23 protein-coding genes and 1 other RNA gene are annotated in these 20,099 nt (G+C 31.8%); 11 read left to right on the top strand and 13 right to left on the bottom strand.

From position 1 onward, the window contains the following. Positions 1–76: 76 nt before the first annotated feature. From ATE84_RS18350 to rlmD, 3 genes are all read right to left on the bottom strand, one after another. Complete coding sequence (locus tag ATE84_RS18350; protein WP_101449346.1) at positions 77–484, bottom strand: hypothetical protein; 408 nt, start codon at positions 482–484, stop codon at positions 77–79. A 44-nt stretch (positions 485–528) separates the two neighbouring features. Further along, positions 529–837, bottom strand: coding sequence for a hypothetical protein (locus ATE84_RS18345; protein WP_101449345.1), 309 nt, complete (start codon positions 835–837; stop codon positions 529–531). A gap of 410 nt (positions 838–1,247) precedes the next feature. Further along, positions 1,248–2,657, bottom strand: coding sequence for a 23S rRNA (uracil(1939)-C(5))-methyltransferase RlmD (rlmD, locus tag ATE84_RS18340; RefSeq protein WP_101449344.1), 1,410 nt, complete (start codon positions 2,655–2,657; stop codon positions 1,248–1,250). A gap of 116 nt (positions 2,658–2,773) precedes the next feature. On the opposite strand from rlmD, the gene ATE84_RS18335 reads away from it, so the two are divergent. The 3 genes from ATE84_RS18335 to rocD all read left to right on the top strand — a co-directional run bounded on the left by ATE84_RS18335 (position 2,774) and on the right by rocD (position 5,068). Beyond that, entirely contained in the window at positions 2,774–3,328 is a 555-nt protein-coding gene (locus ATE84_RS18335; protein WP_101449343.1) for an RNA polymerase sigma factor, read from the top strand. Further along, positions 3,321–3,704: a DUF6768 family protein gene (locus tag ATE84_RS18330; RefSeq protein WP_101449342.1), complete on the top strand. Its 384-nt coding sequence runs from the start codon at positions 3,321–3,323 to the stop codon at positions 3,702–3,704. Before ATE84_RS18335 ends, ATE84_RS18330 begins: the two co-directional genes overlap by 8 nt. 119 nt (positions 3,705–3,823) lie before the next feature. Then, positions 3,824–5,068, top strand: coding sequence for an ornithine--oxo-acid transaminase (gene rocD / locus ATE84_RS18325; RefSeq protein ID WP_101449341.1), 1,245 nt, complete (start codon positions 3,824–3,826; stop codon positions 5,066–5,068). Positions 5,069–5,138: 70 nt separating this feature from the next. On the opposite strand, the gene ATE84_RS18320 is transcribed toward rocD, so the two are convergent. The 4 genes from ATE84_RS18320 to ATE84_RS18305 all read right to left on the bottom strand — a co-directional run bounded on the left by ATE84_RS18320 (position 5,139) and on the right by ATE84_RS18305 (position 6,387). Then, complete coding sequence (locus ATE84_RS18320; protein ID WP_101449340.1) at positions 5,139–5,447, bottom strand: CCC motif membrane protein; 309 nt, start codon at positions 5,445–5,447, stop codon at positions 5,139–5,141. An 8-nt stretch (positions 5,448–5,455) separates the two neighbouring features. Further along, entirely contained in the window at positions 5,456–5,746 is a 291-nt protein-coding gene (locus ATE84_RS26815; protein WP_158237292.1) for a DUF2752 domain-containing protein, read from the bottom strand. Positions 5,747–5,832: 86 nt separating this feature from the next. Continuing rightward, positions 5,833–6,156 (bottom strand): CCC motif membrane protein, encoded by a 324-nt coding sequence (locus ATE84_RS18310; RefSeq protein ID WP_101449338.1) that lies wholly within the window; start codon positions 6,154–6,156, stop codon positions 5,833–5,835. 12 nt (positions 6,157–6,168) lie between these two features. Further along, positions 6,169–6,387, bottom strand: a complete 219-nt coding sequence (locus tag ATE84_RS18305) for a DUF2752 domain-containing protein (RefSeq protein ID WP_369828534.1) — start codon at positions 6,385–6,387, stop codon at positions 6,169–6,171. 295 nt (positions 6,388–6,682) lie between these two features. Here ATE84_RS18305 and ATE84_RS18300 point away from each other — a divergent pair, with 295 nt between their 5' ends. Together ATE84_RS18300 and ATE84_RS18295 are read left to right on the top strand one after the other, a co-directional pair. Next, positions 6,683–6,895, top strand: a complete 213-nt coding sequence (locus ATE84_RS18300; protein WP_101449336.1) for a hypothetical protein — start codon at positions 6,683–6,685, stop codon at positions 6,893–6,895. Between the two features lie 2 nt (positions 6,896–6,897). Further along, on the top strand, positions 6,898–7,446 hold the full coding sequence (locus ATE84_RS18295) for a DNA mismatch repair protein MutS (protein WP_101449335.1): 549 nt from the start codon (positions 6,898–6,900) through the stop codon (positions 7,444–7,446). On the opposite strand, the gene ATE84_RS18290 is transcribed toward ATE84_RS18295, so the two are convergent. Further along, on the bottom strand, positions 7,447–7,977 hold the full coding sequence (locus ATE84_RS18290) for a hypothetical protein (RefSeq protein WP_101449334.1): 531 nt from the start codon (positions 7,975–7,977) through the stop codon (positions 7,447–7,449). A 16-nt stretch (positions 7,978–7,993) separates the two neighbouring features. After that, a complete protein-coding gene (locus tag ATE84_RS18285; protein ID WP_101449333.1) occupies positions 7,994–8,899 on the bottom strand; it encodes a hypothetical protein in 906 nt (301 codons plus the stop codon). Between the two features lie 178 nt (positions 8,900–9,077). Here ATE84_RS18285 and ATE84_RS18280 point away from each other — a divergent pair, with 178 nt between their 5' ends. Next, the gene (locus ATE84_RS18280) at positions 9,078–10,226 is read left to right on the top strand and encodes a cysteine desulfurase family protein (protein ID WP_101449332.1); all 1,149 of its coding nucleotides are present in this window, start codon (positions 9,078–9,080) and stop codon (positions 10,224–10,226) included. A gap of 7 nt (positions 10,227–10,233) precedes the next feature. On the opposite strand, the gene ATE84_RS18275 is transcribed toward ATE84_RS18280, so the two are convergent. From ATE84_RS18275 to ATE84_RS18265, 3 genes are all read right to left on the bottom strand, one after another. Beyond that, positions 10,234–12,702, bottom strand: a complete 2,469-nt coding sequence (locus tag ATE84_RS18275; protein WP_101449331.1) for a carboxypeptidase-like regulatory domain-containing protein — start codon at positions 12,700–12,702, stop codon at positions 10,234–10,236. A 13-nt stretch (positions 12,703–12,715) separates the two neighbouring features. Beyond that, entirely contained in the window at positions 12,716–14,404 is a 1,689-nt protein-coding gene (locus tag ATE84_RS18270) for a M23 family metallopeptidase (protein WP_101449330.1), read from the bottom strand. A 67-nt stretch (positions 14,405–14,471) separates the two neighbouring features. Next, positions 14,472–15,515 carry a beta-1,6-galactofuranosyltransferase gene (locus ATE84_RS18265; RefSeq protein ID WP_101449329.1) on the bottom strand — a complete coding sequence of 348 codons (1,044 nt, stop codon included), beginning with the start codon at positions 15,513–15,515 and terminating at the stop codon, positions 14,472–14,474. A 178-nt stretch (positions 15,516–15,693) separates the two neighbouring features. On the opposite strand from ATE84_RS18265, the gene glf reads away from it, so the two are divergent. The 5 genes from glf to rny all read left to right on the top strand — a co-directional run bounded on the left by glf (position 15,694) and on the right by rny (position 19,277). Beyond that, positions 15,694–16,815 carry a UDP-galactopyranose mutase gene (glf, locus tag ATE84_RS18260; protein WP_101449328.1) on the top strand — a complete coding sequence of 374 codons (1,122 nt, stop codon included), beginning with the start codon at positions 15,694–15,696 and terminating at the stop codon, positions 16,813–16,815. 89 nt (positions 16,816–16,904) lie between these two features. Continuing rightward, positions 16,905–17,195, top strand: coding sequence for a hypothetical protein (locus ATE84_RS18255; protein ID WP_101449327.1), 291 nt, complete (start codon positions 16,905–16,907; stop codon positions 17,193–17,195). A 7-nt stretch (positions 17,196–17,202) separates the two neighbouring features. Next, positions 17,203–17,493 (top strand): cell division protein ZapA, encoded by a 291-nt coding sequence (locus ATE84_RS18250; protein ID WP_025667461.1) that lies wholly within the window; start codon positions 17,203–17,205, stop codon positions 17,491–17,493. A 52-nt stretch (positions 17,494–17,545) separates the two neighbouring features. Further along, positions 17,546–17,652, top strand: a non-coding RNA gene (gene ssrS / locus ATE84_RS18245) — 6S RNA. A gap of 56 nt (positions 17,653–17,708) precedes the next feature. Beyond that, complete coding sequence (rny, locus tag ATE84_RS18240) at positions 17,709–19,277, top strand: ribonuclease Y (RefSeq protein ID WP_101449326.1); 1,569 nt, start codon at positions 17,709–17,711, stop codon at positions 19,275–19,277. Positions 19,278–19,528: 251 nt separating this feature from the next. Here the strand turns inward: rny and ATE84_RS18235 are convergent, their stop codons facing one another. Then, positions 19,529–19,906: a hypothetical protein gene (locus ATE84_RS18235; protein ID WP_101449325.1), complete on the bottom strand. Its 378-nt coding sequence runs from the start codon at positions 19,904–19,906 to the stop codon at positions 19,529–19,531. Positions 19,907–20,099: the final 193 nt, after the last annotated feature.

Raw genomic sequence — 20,099 nt, 5'->3', positions numbered from 1 at the left:
TTTTACAGCCCCCGGCCACCGCAATAGAAAATGTAGAAGATTGCTACATCAAGTTGCCATAATCTAGCGGGTGTTATTATTCCATAAAAACTAAATTTCGGGCTTTTGCTTTACAGTTATGGCTAAAAATTACTGTACAACTGTAATAGTTTCTTTTATTTTCTCCTTCATGATTTATCCAATCCACATAATTAATTACCGTAAATGTAGAATCGTTAACGATCCTAACATCTTTATCACTTTCTCCAAAAGAAATAATAGTTGATGATCGTAATCTTCTATTTATTATAGAATATGATGCGGTTAATGCCTCGGATTTGTGAAAATAAAATGTGTTTTCATTACTTTTTTTAGAAGTAGTAATTTGACTACTGTCATTAGGGTGTAAGGTGTATAAAATAGCTCCTAATACTATCGTAATACATATAGTTGGTATTATGAAGAGTTTTATTATAAACTCTTCTTTTTTAAAGTATAATATCATTGTTGTAAGCCTTGTAGGTAATGAAATGATTTGTGAGCGAAAAATTATGGTAAGTTAACGTTAGCATTTTTTGCATTCCGTTCCTCTTGTTCTTTTATTTTTGTCCATTTAGAATGATTTTCTGAATCCCCAACTTTAAGGAATGCTTCTGCAACGAATCCTGCATGTAATGATGCCTCCATTCCAGGACCGTTTCGTTTAACAATATTGTATTGCTTTATAGCTTCTTGCGCGACTTGATTTTTGGTTACGTTAATTTGATGTTGGTTAGTATCACTGGAACCGGTAGTAAATAAAAAATAAATTAAAATAAGAAGAATGAAGATAAGGGGTATTTTTACTACATTTCTCATAACTGTTAGTTTTGATAAACTTAGGTTTGACTATAAAATTTATTGTAGTAGCAATCTTCGAGTACAAATGTAGGAAATAACCCATGATATTAAATATGGTTTTTAAGTTAACTTTTTATGGTTTAACCGTATATTTTTGAATTTATGTAAGCGATGTAAGTTGTTGGAATATAGTGCTTAGTGACTTTTTTGTTAAAAAGATTGGTTATGTGCTAATAAAATATTTTGAGTTGATGAATTTAGTGTAAATAGGATGTTTAGATATGTAATGAATGAAAAAATCGATGAAATACATGATAATATCATATTTCATCGATTTTATTTATTATAGAGTTAAACCTCTTTTTATTTATAGGAAATATAAGTGTATTGCGAATCTGGGGTTTTGTATGAAATTGATCACAACATGCTTATCTTTTTTCAAGCAAAACTACATTTTCTACATGATATGTTTGTGGGAACATATCAACGGGTTGAACTTTACTCACCTTATACATCTCATCTAATAGTGAAAGATCACGTGCTTGTGTAGCACTATTACAGCTTACATATACTATTTTTTGAGGAGAAATGTTTAATAATTGCCCTACTACATCTTTATGCATTCCATCTCTTGGCGGATCCGTAATAACCACTTCGGGTTGACCATGTTGAGAAATAAAATCTTTGGTAAACACTTTTTTCATATCACCAACGAAGAATTCTACATTGTCAATACTGTTGCGTTTTGCATTTTCTTTTGCATCTTCTATAGCTTCAGGAACAGCTTCTACGCCAATTACTTTCTTCGCATTTTTTGCAACAAATTGGGCTATAGTTCCGGTTCCTGTATATAGGTCATAAACCAATTCTTCTCCCGTAAGATTAGCAAAATCTCGAGTTACTTTATATAATTCGTAAGCTTGTTTAGAATTTGTTTGATAAAAAGATTTGGCGTTAATTCTAAACCGTAATCCTTCCATTTCTTCTTCAATATAATCCTTTCCTTGGTAACAAATAATCTCTTGATCATAAATGGTATCATTACCTTTGGAGTTGATTGTATACTGAAGAGAAGTTATTTCAGGGAATTCTGAGACTATATAATCTAATAATAGTGTTCTTTTTTCTATATCTTCATGAAAAAATTGAAGCAAAACCATAATCTCTCCGGTAGATGCAATTCTAATCATTAATGTACGTAAAAAACCATGCTGATTCCTTGCATTATAAAAAGGTAGATTATTTTCTGTAGCAAAGGTTTTTACTTTATTTCGAATAGCATTACTAGGGTCTTCTTGTAGGTGACATTTGTCGATGTCTAGAATTTTATCCCACATACCTGGGATATGGAATCCTAAAGCGTTTCTATTTTGAATTTCAGTGTCACTTTGGATTTCGTTAAGAGTTAGCCATCGGCTATCACTAAATGAAAATTCCATTTTATTTCTGTAGAAAAATTGATCTTCAGAACCCAGTATAGAACTTACTTCTGGCAGTTCAATTTTACCCAATCGAGTTAGGTTATTTACTACCTCTTTTTGTTTGTATGCTAGTTGATGCTCATAGCCCATAAACTGCCATTTACAGCCTCCACAAGTTCCAAAATGCTCACAAGTGGGGTCAACACGTTTGTCTGATAGTTTATGAAAAGTAGTTGCAGAACCTTCATAAAAAGCTTTACGTTTTTTGGTTGTTTGGATATCTACTACATCTCCAGGAACTGCATTATTAATAAAAATCACCTTTCCGTCAGGGGCTTTACCAATACTTTTTCCCTTTGCACCTGCATCTATAACTTCGATATTCTCAAAAATTTGTCTTCTGTTTTTCCTTGCCATAGCGCAAAAATAACAATAGAAAGCATATACTTATTAAATATTGAATATATCTTAGAAAAAAGAAATAAAAAAATGAACCTATTTAATATTTCTACGTCTATAATATAAAGGCTAATATGATAAACACCAATAAAACAATTGACTCTTTGTTGGTATTACAATGCCAGTCAGGAAGCAAGAAAGCAGTAACTCTTCTTGTTAAAAGATGGCATACAAAACTATGTAAGCAGGCGTATTGGTATACACGAGATATGGAAATCTCAAAAGATATTGCTCAAGATAGTTGGAGTACTATTTTTTTAAAAATCAATAGCTTAAGAGATTCTAATAATTTTGGGAGTTGGGCATTAACTATAGTAACCAGAAATGCTATCAATTGGTTGCGAAAACATAAAAAGGAAGTGAAACATTTACAAACATATAAAGATTGTAACGTGTCTCGTACCGAAGATGATGAGCAAGATAATCAAGACACCATAGCGTTATTAAGAGGTTCAATTAAGAAACTGCCTTATAATCAGCAATTAGTACTTAACCTTTTTTACATAGAAGAATATAGTATTAAACAGATAAGTGATATCATAAACGTTTCGACGGGTACCGTTAAGTCACGTTTGTTTACAGCAAGAGAAAAACTGAAATTAATTTTAAAAAAAAGAAGTCATGGATAATAAAATGAAAAATATAGATCAATTGATTAAAGAAACATTGAGCAAAGAAGAAGCAAAATTTTATGATGATCTAGATGAACAAAATCTTCTAGAAATGTTAGGAGGGCTTTTTAATACTAAACACAGGTGGCTTATGATAATGATGAATATTACTACTGTAGTAGCTTTTGGTATTTTGATCTATTGTAGTATTCAATTTTTGAATACAGATGATACCAACGAACTTATAAAATGGTTTGCAGGAGGGGGGATTTGTATAATAATTATGGGAATGACCAAATTATTTGCATGGATGCAAATGGATAAAAATGCATTATTAAGAGAGATTAAGAGGCTAGAACTACAAGTATCTTCTATTGCAGGAAAAATATCATAATAAGATTTTAGAAAGAAGCTTATATTTAGTAATTTGCAACCAACTTCAATAGGATGATTTCTCTCCCAGACTTTATGTCGAAGTAGGAATTGTAAAGTTTTATTTTTAATACGTGAATAATGGCAATTTTAGAGAAAAAGTCATCACAGCATTCAATTGAATTAGAAGACAAGTATGGAGCTCATAATTATCACCCATTACCGGTTGTTTTAAACAAAGGAGAAGGTGTGTATGTTTGGGATGTAGAAGGTAAAAAGTACTATGATTTTTTAAGTGCATATTCTGCAGTTAATCAAGGGCATTGTCATCCAAAAATAGTAGGAGCAATGGTTAATCAGGCACAGACGTTAACGTTAACCTCGCGAGCCTTTTATAATGATAAACTTGGTGAGTACGAGAAGTTTGCAACTGAGTATTTTGGTTTTGACAAAATATTACCAATGAATACGGGGGCAGAAGCTGTAGAAACAGCATTGAAACTTTGTAGAAAATGGGCATATGAGAAGAAAGGTATTCCAGAAAATGAGGCACAGATTATTGTATGTGAAAATAATTTTCATGGAAGAACTACTACAATCATTTCTTTTTCGAATGATCCGGTAGCCAGAAAAAACTTTGGACCATATACAGCTGGATTTATAAAAATTGAATACGATAACCTGTCTGCTTTAGAGCAAGCTCTAGAGAGTAATAAGAACATTGCAGGATTTTTAGTAGAGCCTATACAAGGAGAAGCTGGCGTATATGTGCCTTCTGAAGGGTTTTTGGCTAAAGCCAAAGCTCTTTGTGAAAAGCATAACGTACTATTTATTGCAGACGAAGTTCAGACAGGAATCGCCCGTACAGGAAAATTACTAGCGGTTGATCATGAAAATGTTAAACCAGATATTTTGATTCTTGGAAAAGCATTAAGTGGAGGAGCATATCCTGTATCGGGAGTTTTGGCTAATGATACAATAATGAGTGTTATAAAACCAGGAAATCATGGTAGTACTTTTGGAGGTAATCCTGTTGCCGCAGTAGTAGCTATAGCAGCATTAGAAGTAGTAAGAGATGAAAAATTGGCTGAAAATGCAGAAGAGTTAGGTCAGTTGTTTAGATCAGAACTAGATAAGTATATTAAGGAATCCAAAATAGCAAATTTAGTTCGTGGTAAAGGTTTGCTCAATGCTATTGTGATTAATGATGATGAGGAAAGTGAAACTGCTTGGAATATTTGTGTAGCACTTAAAGAAAATGGTCTTTTGGCTAAGCCAACTCATGGTAATATTATTCGTTTTGCTCCACCATTAGTAATGAACAGAGAACAACTATTGGATTGTGTGAGTATTATTATCAAGACCATAAAGGAATTTGAAAAATAGTAAACTATATTCAAGATTTTATATAAAAAAGGAGGCTTCATAGCCTCCTTTTTTATTATATGCAAAAAAATTATTGATTTAATATTTCAGACCAAGGCATTAGAGCACCTATAAATATAATATACCCAATAATGATTAATAGGTACAAAGAACTTAATATAGTACCAATTATAGCACAAATTCTACCCGCATTTAGATTTTCATATCCTATGTATAATTCAGGATTTGTCAGATATAGCTCTTTAGCTTTCTTAGCTAATACTAATGCAATGATACCAAATACCAACCCTAGAAATCCATAACAAAAACAGGTTACTATTGATGCGATTCCGAATATTAATACCAACGTAGCATTTGGCAATTGTTGTTTGTTTTCCATATAGTGTATTAGAATTTTATAATATAATTTGTAATGATAAGTATACTGTTTAAAATATAAAAATATTGAAGGGTTTTAGCTCCTTTTTTAAACCTTAAAAAAAGATGAGCAATTAGGTATCCAAACATTAGTAGTAATGGTATTAGTGCAGGGTACATCAGAAATGACTCTATGAAATTACCATTAATAAGTAATAAAAAACTTCGTTGAAAACCACAACCGAAGCAATCAATACCAATTAATTTTTTAGTAGGGCATTGTAATAGGTTAGATTCTATATAGTTAATGAATTGTTCCAAATTATAGTGGCAAGGAATTTATTCAAAATAAAAACTGTTCGGAAAATAATTCCGAACAGTTTTTTAAAAATTAAATTATTTACAGATTATCCTCCGTACTGCTCCATCATTCCTCTTTGCATTTCTAATAAACCGTCATATCCTATTGTTGCAAATATGAAAATAACATAGACTAAATAAATAATACTTAATATTAAGCCTACAATTGCTAGTATCTTACCTGTTTTAACATTTTGATATCCGGTATATAATTCTGGGTTCTCATTGTACAATGCAGTAGCTTTTTTAGCAAGTACTATAGCTACAATAGCCAGAATAATTCCTAGTACACCATAACAACAGCATCCTAAAATTGATAGAATACCAAAAACCAAGATTAGGGTAGAATTAGGTAATGTTTGTTTTTCCATAATTTAGATTAATTAGTTAAAAATAATTTTCATTTTGATTACATAACTTATAATGATAGTAAGTATGGCAGTAACCATAAGACTCATTTTTATAAGTTTGTCATATTTAAATTTGATAAAAAAGTTGAATCCCAAAAAGATAAGTAATAGTAACAGAGGATAAATCGCAGGATACATATAAAACGCAGCAACAAAATCTCCACTAAATAGGAGGGAAATGGATCTTTGCATTCCACAGCCTAAACAATCAACACCAAAAATTTTTTTGTTTAGACAAGGTAACATATAGGTCTCCAAGAGCGAAAATCTTTATAATTATTAACCGCAATATACATAATTAAGTTATTTAAAGTATTTGGAGGGTCAAAAATCTATTATTTTATACTTTTGCCACGGTAAAGAAAAGTATTGGATTGAGGAGAAAGAAAATATCTTGAAGTTATTATTAGAAAAGAAATCAATCTCGAATATTTTTTTATAGTATAATACTATCAGGTTAATAAAAGAAACGAAAAGTTTTGGGTAAATGAATTATAGTAAGATCAAAAAAATCATAAGTATATTGTTGGTAGTTATTGGAGCTATTGCAATAATAAGCGAAATTTCTTCGGTAACAAAAAACTATTATGTCCAGAGTGTTGGAGTGGTTTTTTTAATGTTAGGAGTATTTCTTGTCAATACTAATGTGAAATCGAAGACCAAAATCGATTCTGATCCATACCTTGAAGAAGAAGAGTAATTATGATTAAAATAGGAGATACCGTTTCTGTTTTGGATGAACCAATTACAGGTAAAGTTATAGCTGTTTCTACCAATGAAGTAACCATTGAAACAGAGGATGGATTTGATATGAATTTTTTTATTCGCGAAGTGGTAAAAGTTCAATCTGGAGAGATGATTATACCTTCTTATGAAGAAATTGATAAAAACTTGCAAGAAAAGGAGGTTTTTAAAAAGAAACCCAAAAGACCTATAGTTAAACCAAAAGAACGGGATGTACCAACTATGGAAGTTGATTTACACATAAACAAAATAGTTAGGTCTACAAAGGGAATGACAAATCATGATATGATAACATTACAATTGGATACAGCAAAAAGACAGTTGGATTTTGCAATTAGTAAACGTATTCCGAATGTAGTTTTTATTCATGGGGTTGGGCAAGGAATCTTAAAAGAAGAACTCAAATACCTTTTTGGTAGATATGATAATATAAGAGTTTCTGAAGGAAACTATAGAAAATATGGGCTAGGGGCAACAGAGGTATATATTGTTCAAAACCCAAAATAATTATTTTAGAACGGTAACCTCATCTTCACCTAACTCTAGTAATTCTTGTCGTATTGAAATTCCGGCTCCTTCTAGAGTTATATCAGTAAGGGTTATTGTCCTGGTATAGATAGTTTCTGTAGCAGTATCACTTTTTACAACATATTTTATTACAGCATTTCCATTAGAGCTTTTTAATTCTTGAGTGACTGTAATACCACTAGGAGGAACACTACTACAAAAATATACTGCGCCATTAATTTGAGTGTTAAATTGCCTATGTACTAAGATATTTGTGGTGCTATTAAGCGCTATGGTTTGAGTAAGGTTTTCTGGGGCAGTATTTAATTCAAAAGTGGTACTTGTAAAACTAAGAGAAAGAGATTGATTAATTTGAGAATCAACTTTAAAAAAAACAAAAGTATTTTCATTTTGATTTGAACAATTCTCTAATGGAGCTGTGAAGTTACTGATATCATTTTCAATAATATCCCCTTCGCTACAACTAACCATTAATGCTATAAAAATTATATAATAAAAAAAATTATTCATAATAATGTGATATATGCTACTCTTTTTTAGTCGTTTTAGGGATAGTAACGTCTCTAAAACCAAATGAAAAATTCTTGTCTTCAAAATTTTGATTATTGCCATCAAAAACAAGACCATTTATTGATAAAGTAGTTCTAAACGTGGTTTTTATAGTGTTATCAAGGCTTGGTTCTACTGTAACTGCGGTATTGGTAGATTCTGAATCCAGATAAAATAACTTTCCAGAATCGGGATCTCTATCATCTCTTGGGTTTCCATTCTTATCAGCATCTTCATTGCGAGTTAAAATACCATCATTATCATCATCTTGTTCGAGGTAATCAGGTATACCATCCTTATCTGTATCCCGAGGATCATCATTGTCAGGAATGTCATTTGGTAACTCAACACTAGTTAGGATGTTATCATTATCATCATCTTGATCTTTGTAATTAGGAATTCCATCACCATCGGTGTCATCATCCTCCAGATTACCATTACCATTAAGGTCTTCTTGTTCTGCCGGGATACCATCATCATCATCTTCTGTAATGATTTCGGTTAAAATTTCAGATGTCCCTGTAACACCATTAAGTTCTTCAACAATTGTAATTTCACTAGACGGTATATTAGAACAAAAATAATCTGCAGTTATGGGTACGTTAAAATTTCTATATATTAAGGTATTAGAACCCTCGCTTAGTTTGATAGAAATAGGTGTAGGTGTTACAATAGTTTCAGAAAAAGTCTCGCTGATAAAACTATAAGAAATGGCTTCGTTTATAGTTTTACTAATCTTGAAAAAAACAAATTCATTTGATTTTGCACCTTTACAAATTTGTAAATCAACATCATCAAATTCAAAACTGGTGATTACTACGTCGCCATCATCACAAGAAGTAAAAAATAATAATAAAAAGAGAAATGAAAATAACTTTTTCATGTCAGAATGAGTATTTTTTTTGACAAAAGTAAGAGAATTGAAAGATTATAACGTGTCTACTCGAAAATAATTTTATTTAGATTAGTTTTGTAGTCGTAAAATTGGGAATATTGTAAAAATTAAAGTTTTTTTTACAAAAAAATAAAAATCTATTTCAACAACTTAATTACTTTGTTTTATGCAAAAAGTTTATTTTGATAGTGCGGCTACCACAGAGGTAAGGCCAGAGGTTATTGCTAAAATGGTTTCTGTATTGAAAGAAGATTATGGAAATCCGTCATCAATACACGGTTATGGCCGATCTGCTAAGAATCATATAGAACAAACTCGTAAAAATATAGCTGGTTATTTAGGGGTGAAAGCCTCAGAAATTATATTTACTTCAGGTGGTACAGAAGCTGATAATTTGGTTATAAATAGTGCAGTTAGAGATTTAGGCGTTACCCATATTATTACATCTAGAATAGAGCATCATGCTGTATTACATACAGTACAAGAAATAGAGTCTCGCACAGATGTAACGGTAAGTTATGTTACTGTAAATGCTGATGGTGCTATCGATTATAAACATTTAGAATCACTTCTTAATGATTCTAAAGAGAAGACGTTAGTGAGTTTAATGCATGTAAATAATGAAGTTGGAACTATATTAGATATTGAGCGTGTTGGAAACTTATGTAATGAACATAAAGCGCTTTTGCACAGTGATATGGTTCAGTCAATAGGTCATTATGATGTGAATTTAAGTAATTTACATATTGATTTTACAGCGGTAAGTGCTCACAAATTTCATGGGCCAAAAGGAGTAGGTTTTGCATATATACGTAAAAATTCGGGTTTAAAACCATTAATTTTTGGAGGAGAGCAGGAACGAGGATATCGTGCAGGTACAGAAAGTGTACACAATATTGCAGGGATGGACGAGGCGTTGCGATTGTCATATGAAAATTTGGAAGAAGAAAAGAACTACGTTGTTAATCTAAAACAATATTTTATTGATGCCCTTAAAAACAATATCGATGGAGTAAAGTTTAATGCTAGTTGTTGTGACGCTAAAAAAAGTACATATACGCTAATTAGTGTGTGTCTACCTGTTTCTGAAGAAAAAGCTGGTATATTATTATTTCACCTGGATATTAACGGGATTGCTTGTTCAAAGGGTAGTGCTTGCCAGAGTGGAAGCGGTAAAGGATCTCATGTGTTAACCGAAATTCTTTCTGATGAGGATTTACAAAAACCATCAATACGTTTTTCTCTTTCAAAATTTAATACAAAAGAAGAAGTGGATTATACTGTTGATGTACTAAAGAAATTTATAGAAGAATAATCTATTCTTAAAATTTCATTCCTAATCGAACATTAAAAACTCGTGGTGTTAAATAGTTAGGTATAGCAAATTGACGCTGACTAGCGGCATCTCTTACAAAAGTATTAGTGATTGTATTTTGATTATCAAAGATGTTATAGATCTCGAAACCAAGATTTAGTTCTCTAAATAGGTTAAGAAAATGTCCTTCTCTTAGTCTTTTGTTTTGATCAACTACTACATATGATATTCCTAAATCGGCTCTACGATAATCTCTTAGTCTGGTCTGAAAATTGTATGGGTCAGCATAGCTAGGAGAGCCTCCGGGAACTCCCGTTTGGTAGACCATATTTAAATACATTTTTAGACTAGGAATTGAAGGTACATAATCTTGAAATAATACTCCGATTTTTAGCCGCTGATCAGTTGGTCGAGAAATATATCCACGCTTGTCAATATTTTCTTCAGTTTTTAGATATCCTAGACTTACCCAACTTTCTGTGCCCGGAACAAATTCTCCATTAAGTCTTAAATCCAAACCTTGTGCATAGGCTTTTGCATTATTTCTAGCACGATATCGTATTCTTACATTTTCTATAGTATAAGGGTTTACATCGGTTAGTTTTTTATAATACAGTTCTGTGGTTAATTTAAATGGTCTTTTCCACATAGAAAAACTATAGTCATTACCTAGTACAATGTGTATAGATTGTTGTGCTTTAACATCAGGTCTTACAACTCCCAATGAATCTCGTAATTCTCTATAAAAAGGAGGTTGATGATATAAGCCTCCAGAAACTCTAAAGATCATATCAGATTTCCAGTTAGGTTTAATTGCAACTTGAGCTCTTGGGCTAAATACAATTTGTGAATCCGAACTGTCAACCGTATTTCCATAGATATTCCAGTGATGTGCTCTAACCCCTACGTTTGCCCAAATTTCGTTTTCTTTTATGTTAGAGCGAATGCTATATTGTGCATATCCAGAAACACGGTCAATTTTAGTGTCATTTGTAGCTCGTACACTCGTAAAAGGAACAATGGGACTGGCAAAAGGAGTATAGGGTTGATCATTTACAAAATCCAATACAGGAGGTCTGATAGAAAAACCAGCAGAATCAATAATTTCATATTCTTGTAAACGATCTCTAATATCTTCTGAGGTATATTTGATACCCCAATCAAACTGGTGTTGATCTGCAACATAAGTTCCTTTGTGTTCGAGGTTAAATATCAATGCATCAAGATCGTTTCTTGCATGTGTTAATTGAGAACCTATACCTTCACTAAACTCTACTTCTCCTAAGTTTTCACTACCAATATCTGTATTTACCGTTCCTAGTGCATAGGCAGCAAAAATGTCATAGTGTTCCTGTTCTTGTGTGTGATATCCAGAAGCGATTAGCTTTAAGGTAAGATTGTCATTAGCTCTATAGGTTCCTTTTAGTGCTCCGAAATAAGTTTCGTACCTGTCTTTTTCTTGTCCATCATAACGAACAGTTAGTGCTTGCACTGTTTGCAGTGTTCCAAAATTGACTTGTTCTGTTAATGGTTCATAATCATAAGTGTTAAGTGCTAGATTACTTAAAAAACCTATTTCAAATTTATCAGAGAAATTATACGAAAGATAAGTTTGTACATCGGCAAATCTTGGTTGAAAGTTAGTCTCTGTATTCTTTGCATCTACAAGTAAGCTATTGTCTCTATATCGTATCCCAACAATAGCCGCTAATTTTTTGTTTTTAGAAATCCCTTCTGCAGAAACACTACCTCCTAGGAGACTTAGATTTGCTGTTGCTCCCAATCTTGTAGGTCTTTTATAGGTAATGTCCAAAACTGAAGAGAGCTTGTCTCCATATTTAGCCTGAAAACCTCCCGCAGAAAAATCTACATTACGAACCATGTCGGTATTTACAAAGCTTAGACCTTCCTGTTGTCCGGATCTTACTAAAAAAGGGCGATATACTTCGATCTCATTTACGTAAACTAAATTTTCATCATAATTTCCTCCACGAACAGAATATTGTGTACTTAATTCATTATTAGAGCTTACACCAGGTAAGCTTTTTAGAAGCCCTTCTACACCAGCATTAGCAGAAGGAGTTGTCCTAATGGTTTCGGGGTCTAATGTCGTAATCCCTTCTACCGTTTTTCTTTCTCTACCCGATATAATAACTTCTCCTATTTGTTCAATATCTGTTTTTAATATTGGGTTGAGTTCATATTCTTGGTTTTCTTCGAGATTGATAACAAACTGCATGTTTTTTAAGCTAACATGAGATATGCTTATTATAATTTCTTGATTAGAAGGTATACTTAACTGGTATACACCATTTTTGTCTGATTGAGTACCAGAATTGTTATAAGAGATGTTAGCTCCTTGAACAGGTATATTATTTTCATTAAGAATTACACCTTTTAGCGTAGCGGTCTGGGCTGAAGAAGAGATACTGATTAGTATCAGTAAAGTCAAAAGAGAGAAAAAATTAGGTTTCAAAAAGTAAGAGTGTTTAAGGTTTTCTAAAAAAAGTGGTTTCGAACGTTGCTCGATTTCCTACATTATCTAACACAACAAGTTTAAAATTATTTTCTGAATCCACATTATTTTTATCATTAAAGTCATAAACCAACATTCCGGTCTTGTAATCATATTCTAATAAAATGAATTTTCCATTTATGGTTCCTCGATAGCTTTTTATTCCGGATTCAGAATCATTAATTTTTACTTTTAAGTGTGTGGCCTTTGAGATCCATTTTTTGCTAGAAACATTAATAGGTATTATTGTAGGCTTTTGAGTGTCTGTAAATAAAGAGTATGTTCCAAAAGTACGTGTTCTGGTTGAGAACCGATTCCCTTTTTTGGCTGTTCTCGAATAATACGGTGTTTTAGAACCATTGATTCTGCCTATGTATAGCTTTTTTTTGTCCTCTTCTTTATATCGGGATACATCAAAAACCAAAGTCATGTTTTTATGTAGTGGTGTCATGTTATTGTGTACTTTGATTTTTTCTCCACTTACAGATATATCAAGATAAGTGTTTTCGTATAACGCTCCTTTCGGAATCAGAAGATCGAAAATCCCTGAACTATAGGTATAGTTCTCAGTTGTTTTAGCGTATTCTGATGTTTTAAGAATATCGGTTTTTGTAATTGCTTCAGCATGTTTTCCTTGTAGAGGAATAGTAATGATAGAAGTATTATTCTTAAAATCTTTAATATGTATAGTATAGTTATAAGAAAGACTGTCTTTAATAAAAATGATACCATTGTCTATTTTCTTTTTGAAAACAGTTAAGGGGTTATTTTTTTCAACAAAAAGTTTTGTTATTCTACTCCGGTATTTCTTAAAATAGGAATAATCAATAATCCGATTTGCATATCGTGTTTCTGCAAACGAAAAACGATTCATTTCTATTTTTAAATTTTCCTGACCATTAATTTCTGTAGTTATTTCATATACACCATTATTGTTATTGGCTAAATCTTGCTTATCAATAGTAGATACACCAAAGCCAATCTTACCATATGCATTTAGGTTTTCTGCTTTATAGCTACCATCTTCTTGAGGTGTAAGTTTTACTCTAACTGGTTTTTGTGTTCCATTAATATGAGCATCCTTGTCTAAGCAATATGCCCAAAGGCTATTTATGATAGGTTTTTTGGTGTCTTTTACTTCGATACCAAAATTCATTGGGTTCATAGGTCTAGATCTGGGGTCTCTAATTTCAAAATGGAGATGGGGGCCAGAACTTCCACCTGTGTTACCACTATATGCTATAATATCACCTTGTTTTACAAGTAATGAGCCAGATTTAGGAAAAAGCTCTATTTCATATGATTCTTTTGCATACTGCCTTTTTTTTACAAAGGCTTCAATTTCTGGAGAAAACTTTTTTAAGTGAGCATATACACTAGTATATCCATTAGGGTGTGCAATATATAGAGCTTTACCGTACCCTCCATGAGAAATTTTTATTCTAGTTATTCTCCCAGATGCAGTAGCATGTATATTCAATCCTTCTTCGCCGTTAGTTTTCATATCTAATCCAGAATGAAAATGATTAGATCTTAATTCTCCAAACGTTCCAGAGACTACTACAGGGATATCAAGAGGAGGAATGAAATAGTCTTTGGGAAGGTCTTTTTGCCCATAACAAAAGGAAAAACCTAATAAAATAAAAACTATAATCTTTCTCATAAAAGGGGGATATATGTGTGTTTATGAAATGTGCTTATAAAACTACTTATTTTTTTGGTAGGTTGCGCTATATTTTTAATGCATGATTAATGGCGTCATTTAAATATCCGCCAGAAATGATTTTTGTTCTAACCAGATCGACATTGGTTTTCATGTTTTTATATTCTTCTAATGATAAACTTTCGAGTTTGTCACTTAATTCATCCAAATTAGAAACTGTGAAACCAATATTGTTATCTGTTATAAAAGTACTAATAGCTGCTTTATCCCAAACAATTACAGGTAATCCACATAAAATATACAATGAAGTTTTATGAGGGTTATTGTATTTTAAGTATTGTCCATATTGACCACTACATTCTTCTGTAGATGTACCATCCCACACTAAACCAAAAGATCCTTTGATATGATAAGCTACGACGTCAGAGGGAAATGCTCCTTCGTAAGTAAGTATTGATTTTTCTTTTTCGGTTTTGAGTTTTTGATAATCAAATCCCATACCATACAGATTCATTCTGAAATTTTTTCTTTCGAGTTGGTCAAGATCATAGATATATGAATTTTTACCATCTCCAAAGCCTCCGGCATACACTATTTCGTGAAGCTTTTCTCCTGTGACATTATTGTTTTGATCTGGTAGCCCTTCATTTAATATGTAATCAAATATTCCTAATACAATTACTGGGATCTTAACACCTTGTTCCAAAAACCAATCCTTCATAGCATCATTATGCACTATAATAGAATTTGAGGCAATTATCTTTTTTAATTCCTTGTTAGCATCACTAGTTCTTCCTTTCAAAAAACGGACATCATGAACAATAGTGATTATTTTACATCTTTTTAGTTTTGCGACAAACAAGACGTAGTTTCTATATTTATTTAGTGGGTATTGTGTGCACAATGTTGATTTGTATGGCAATCGTATTAAAGCGAAGGTGATACCAAAAAAGTTTTTTAGAGCTCCAATTGCAGAATTAGGGATTGAAGATTGTTTAAAACCTAAGTTTTTAAACCCCATTTCGGCTAGAATAGACTCACAATCAGTCTTTGCTTTACCCGCAGCATTAAAAAGAGATTTGTAATTTCTGGAAATGAAATATCCTTTCATATGAATATGTAAATTTATCGCAGGAAAGATACATACATTTTATTTTTTATACCCTATTTTAAGAAGATTATCAATTGTGATTTTTTGATGTGTAATTATTGCGTATAAAATCCTTTTAAAAATAGTAGTTTTGACAACTAAACTTTTTAAAAACCATTTTGAATAAAAAAATATACTAGTGAAAGAAAAACGATATGATTATTTAATTGTAGGCGCAGGATTGTTTGGGAGTGTTTTTGCTCACGAAATGACTAAACGAGGTAAAAAATGCCTTGTAGTTGATAAACGAGATCATTTAGGTGGAAATGTATATTGCGAAGAAAAAGAAGGAATTAACGTGCATAAGTATGGAGCTCATATTTTTCATACTAATGATAAAAAGATTTGGGATTATGTAAATCAATTTGCTACGTTTAATAACTATATAAATTCTCCGCTTTCTTTGTCAAAAGGAAAATTGTATAATTTACCTTTTAATATGAATACTTTTTATCAATTGTGGGGAACTAAAACCCCTCAGGAAGCGAAAAAAGTTATTGATGAACAAGTAATGCAATATGGAGTAAAATCCCCTAGAAATCTCGAAGAACAAGCCTTGTCACTTGTGGGAAAAGATATTTATGAAACCTTTATTAAAACGTATACAGAAAAACAATGGGGTAAAAAAGCAACAGAGCTTCCTGCTTTTATTATTAAAAGACTTCCTGTAAGGTATACATATAACAATAATTATTTCAATGATATATATCAAGGTATACCTATAGGAGGGTATAATGTAATTATTGATGGATTATTAAGTGGTATTGAAACTAAAACAGGTGTAGACTTTTTTGAAGATAGAAAAGATCTGGAACATTTGGCCGATAAAATTGTATATACAGGTAAGATAGATGAGTTTTTTGAATATAAACATGGTCAGTTAGAGTATAGATCATTGCGATTCGAACACGAACTTCATAACATAGAAAATTATCAAGGTAATGCTGTGGTAAATTACAATGATGCAAGCTATGCATTTACCAGAATTATTGAGCATAAACATTTTGAATTCGGAAAACAAAATAAAACAATCATAACAAAAGAATATCCCGAAAACTGGGATAGAGGTAAAGAGGCATATTATCCAATCAATAATGATAGAAATCAAGAGATCTTTAAAAAATATAAAGAAGAATCACTACAATCAGAAGGTGTGATTTTTGGGGGGAGATTGGCAGAATATCGTTATTATGATATGCATCAGATAATAGCGTCATCTTTGACTAAAGTAGAAGAAATATCAAGGATTAAACCACAATAAAGGAAGGGTTTAAAATTAGTTGTAAAACTATTGGGTTTTCTCAATTGGTATGTTAACTTTGTGTAACGAAGTATTGTGTAAAATTTACAATGAGTGATTTAATTGAAATTATTGATTCTCTTGAAAATAGAATAAGTAAGTTGCTACATAAGTATGAATTAACTAAGCAACAAAACATAAGTCTAAAAGAGAAAATATCAGATTTGGAGTCTAATTCAGAACTTCAGGTAGATCAATTAAAGCAGTGGGAAGAAAAATTCAGTGCGCTCAAAAATGCTAACGCAATACTAGGCAGTGACGAATATAAAAGGGAAACTAAGCTCAAAATAAACGCTTTAATAAGAGAGATTGATATGTGTATAGCACAACTTTCTGAATAAGTAAAATATGGCAGATAAGCTTAAAATTAAATTATCTATTGCAGATCGTGTATACCCGTTAACAATTAATCCGGATCAGGAAGAAGGTTTACGAAAAGCAGCAAAAAAGATAGAAGCCATGATAAAGCAATTTGAGCAAAGTTATGCAGTTAGAGATAAGCAAGATGTATTGGCAATGTGTGCTTTACAGTTTGCAGCACAAGTAGAACAAAAAACTATAGATAAAGATGATGACACGGTTAATGTGGCTAATAGATTAAATGAATTAAATAATTTGCTACATGAACATTTATCATAACGTTCTTTAAAATAAATAAGGTTACTGCCTGCACTAGTTGTTATTTTGATAAACTCAACAAGAATTAATTAAAAAGGGTGAGTTTAAATTGTAAAAGCGCGCCGCCTTGAGCGGATTCTTGAGCAATTTGTTAGCCCTAAACCTGTTTTTACAGAGTTTATACAAAACCTTTACTAGTGCAGGCTTTTTTTATATATAAATACTCAACATAAACTATGGATAATAATATTGTATTTTTGATCATCGCTGGGATAGCAGGGCTGTTGATAGGATTTATCATCGCCAAGGTTCTGGAACGCAGCAAAGCATCAGAAATTATTAAAAATGCTAAAAAATCCTCTGAAGGTATTTTAAGAGATGCTAAAAACGAAGGGGAGACAATTAAAAAAGATAAGATACTTCAGGCTAAAGAAAAATTTATTGAATTAAAATCTGAGCATGAAAAGGTAATACTATCCCGTGATAAAAAAATAGCTGAAGCAGAAAAACGAACAAGAGATAAAGAATCTCAGGTTTCTAATGAATTATCTAAAAATAAAAAACTAAATATAGAGCTCGAAGAAAAAATTAAAGAAGGAGAGCAGCGCAAAGACTATTTAGAAAAGAAACAAAGCGAACTTAAAAAACTTCATAAAAGCCAGGTGCAACAACTTGAGGTTATATCTGGGTTATCTGCAGAAGAAGCAAAAGAACAGCTTGTAGAATCTTTAAAAGGGCAAGCAAAGACTGATGCTATGGCACTTATTCAGGATACTATTGAAGAAGCTAAATTAACAGCGCAACAAGAGGCTAAGAAAGTAATAATTAATACGATACAAAGAATAGGTACAGAAGAAGCAATTGAGAATTGTGTTTCGGTTTTTAATATTGAAAGTGATGATGTAAAAGGAAGAATTATTGGTCGAGAAGGTAGAAATATTAGAGCTATTGAAGCTGCTACGGGCGTTGAGATTATAGTTGATGATACTCCTGAAGCAATAATTTTATCTTGTTTTGATTCTGTAAGAAGAGAAGTAGCTCGATTATCACTTCATAAATTGGTGACAGATGGAAGGATTCACCCTGCACGAATAGAAGAAGTAGTAAGAAAAACAAGAAAGCAAATAGATGAAGAAATAATCGAAGTAGGTAAGCGTACCGTAATTGATCTTGGAATACATGGATTGCACCCAGAACTAATTAAGACTGTTGGTAGGATGAAGTATAGATCTTCTTACGGTCAGAACCTTCTACAGCATTCAAGAGAAGTTGCTAAATTATGTGGTGTGATGGCAGCAGAATTAGGGTTGAATCCTAAATTAGCAAAAAGAGCAGGGTTACTCCATGATATTGGTAAAGTCCCAGATACAGAGACGGAAGTACCACATGCTATTCTTGGAATGCAATGGGCAGAAAAATATGGTGAAAAAAAGGAAGTTTGTAATGCTATAGGTGCTCACCATGATGAAGTAGAGATGACATCGTTAATATCTCCAATCGTTCAGGTGTGTGATGCAATTAGTGGTGCTAGACCAGGTGCTAGACGTCAGGTATTGGATTCTTATATACAAAGGTTGAAAGATTTAGAAGGGATTGCTTTTGGTTTTGATGGAGTCAAAAAAGCTTATGCAATTCAGGCGGGTAGAGAGCTTCGTGTAATTGTAGAAAGTGAAAAAGTAAATGATGAAAAAGCAGCTAGCCTTTCTTTTGAGATTTCTCAAAAAGTGCAAACAGATATGACGTATCCTGGTCAAGTTAAGGTGACTGTAATACGAGAAACAAGAGCAGTAAATATTGCTAAATAATATTTTATTTATCTTATACAGTAAAGCGATAGTGCCTAAGGGTGGTATCGCTTTGTTGTTTTGTCAATTTTATTATGAAAATTTGAGTGTTAATACATTTAAAATTTGATAATTGAACAAATCTTACTCTGTTTTTTGATTTAGCTAAATCTTAAGTTGAATAACTCAAACTTTACTTACGGATGGAGTTAAAAAATCTATTGGATATTTAGTGATGATAGCGGTTGCTCCAGATGTTATTTGTTATAGGATTAATCTCTATATTTTTTGATCATATCATCTTTCCATTTCAGGGCTAATTCTAGGGTGTCAAATTGTTTAAATTCTTTATTAAAAAAAGTTTTTTCAAGCTTTATTTGTATTTTTTGTTTAGGATCTTCAGATACTACAGCAAAACCAACCATATTAGAGATTTTAGCTGTTTCTAGATATATGGTTGGGTCTACAGCATAAGAATTAATGCGGTGTGTGATATAAACAAAGGGTATGTTTTTATAATGTTTTTCTACTATTTGTAATAAAACATCATTGTGTTCTGGTGAGACCGTAATTCCTTCTTTCATTACTGCCTTTACATAATCTTCATGTATTTCTATATAACAAAAATAAAAATTATACGAAGTGATCATTGGATGTTTGTCAGGTTTTAAAAACGTTTCAAGTATAAAAATACGATGAAAATAGAACTTTTTTCTTGTTTTGGTTATAGTATAACATATGAAAAGACATGGAGCTGTTAAGAGGCTTAAAATGTCTTGTGATAATTCTGGTAATTAGATTCTTATTAGTTGGTATGATTAGTATTGTTGTACGTAAAATGTT

It is taken from the genome of Aquimarina sp. MAR_2010_214 (assembly GCF_002846555.1).
In the GTDB taxonomy this organism is placed as follows: Bacteria; Bacteroidota; Bacteroidia; order Flavobacteriales; family Flavobacteriaceae; genus Aquimarina.
This window is presented reverse-complemented; position numbering and strand designations above follow the sequence as displayed.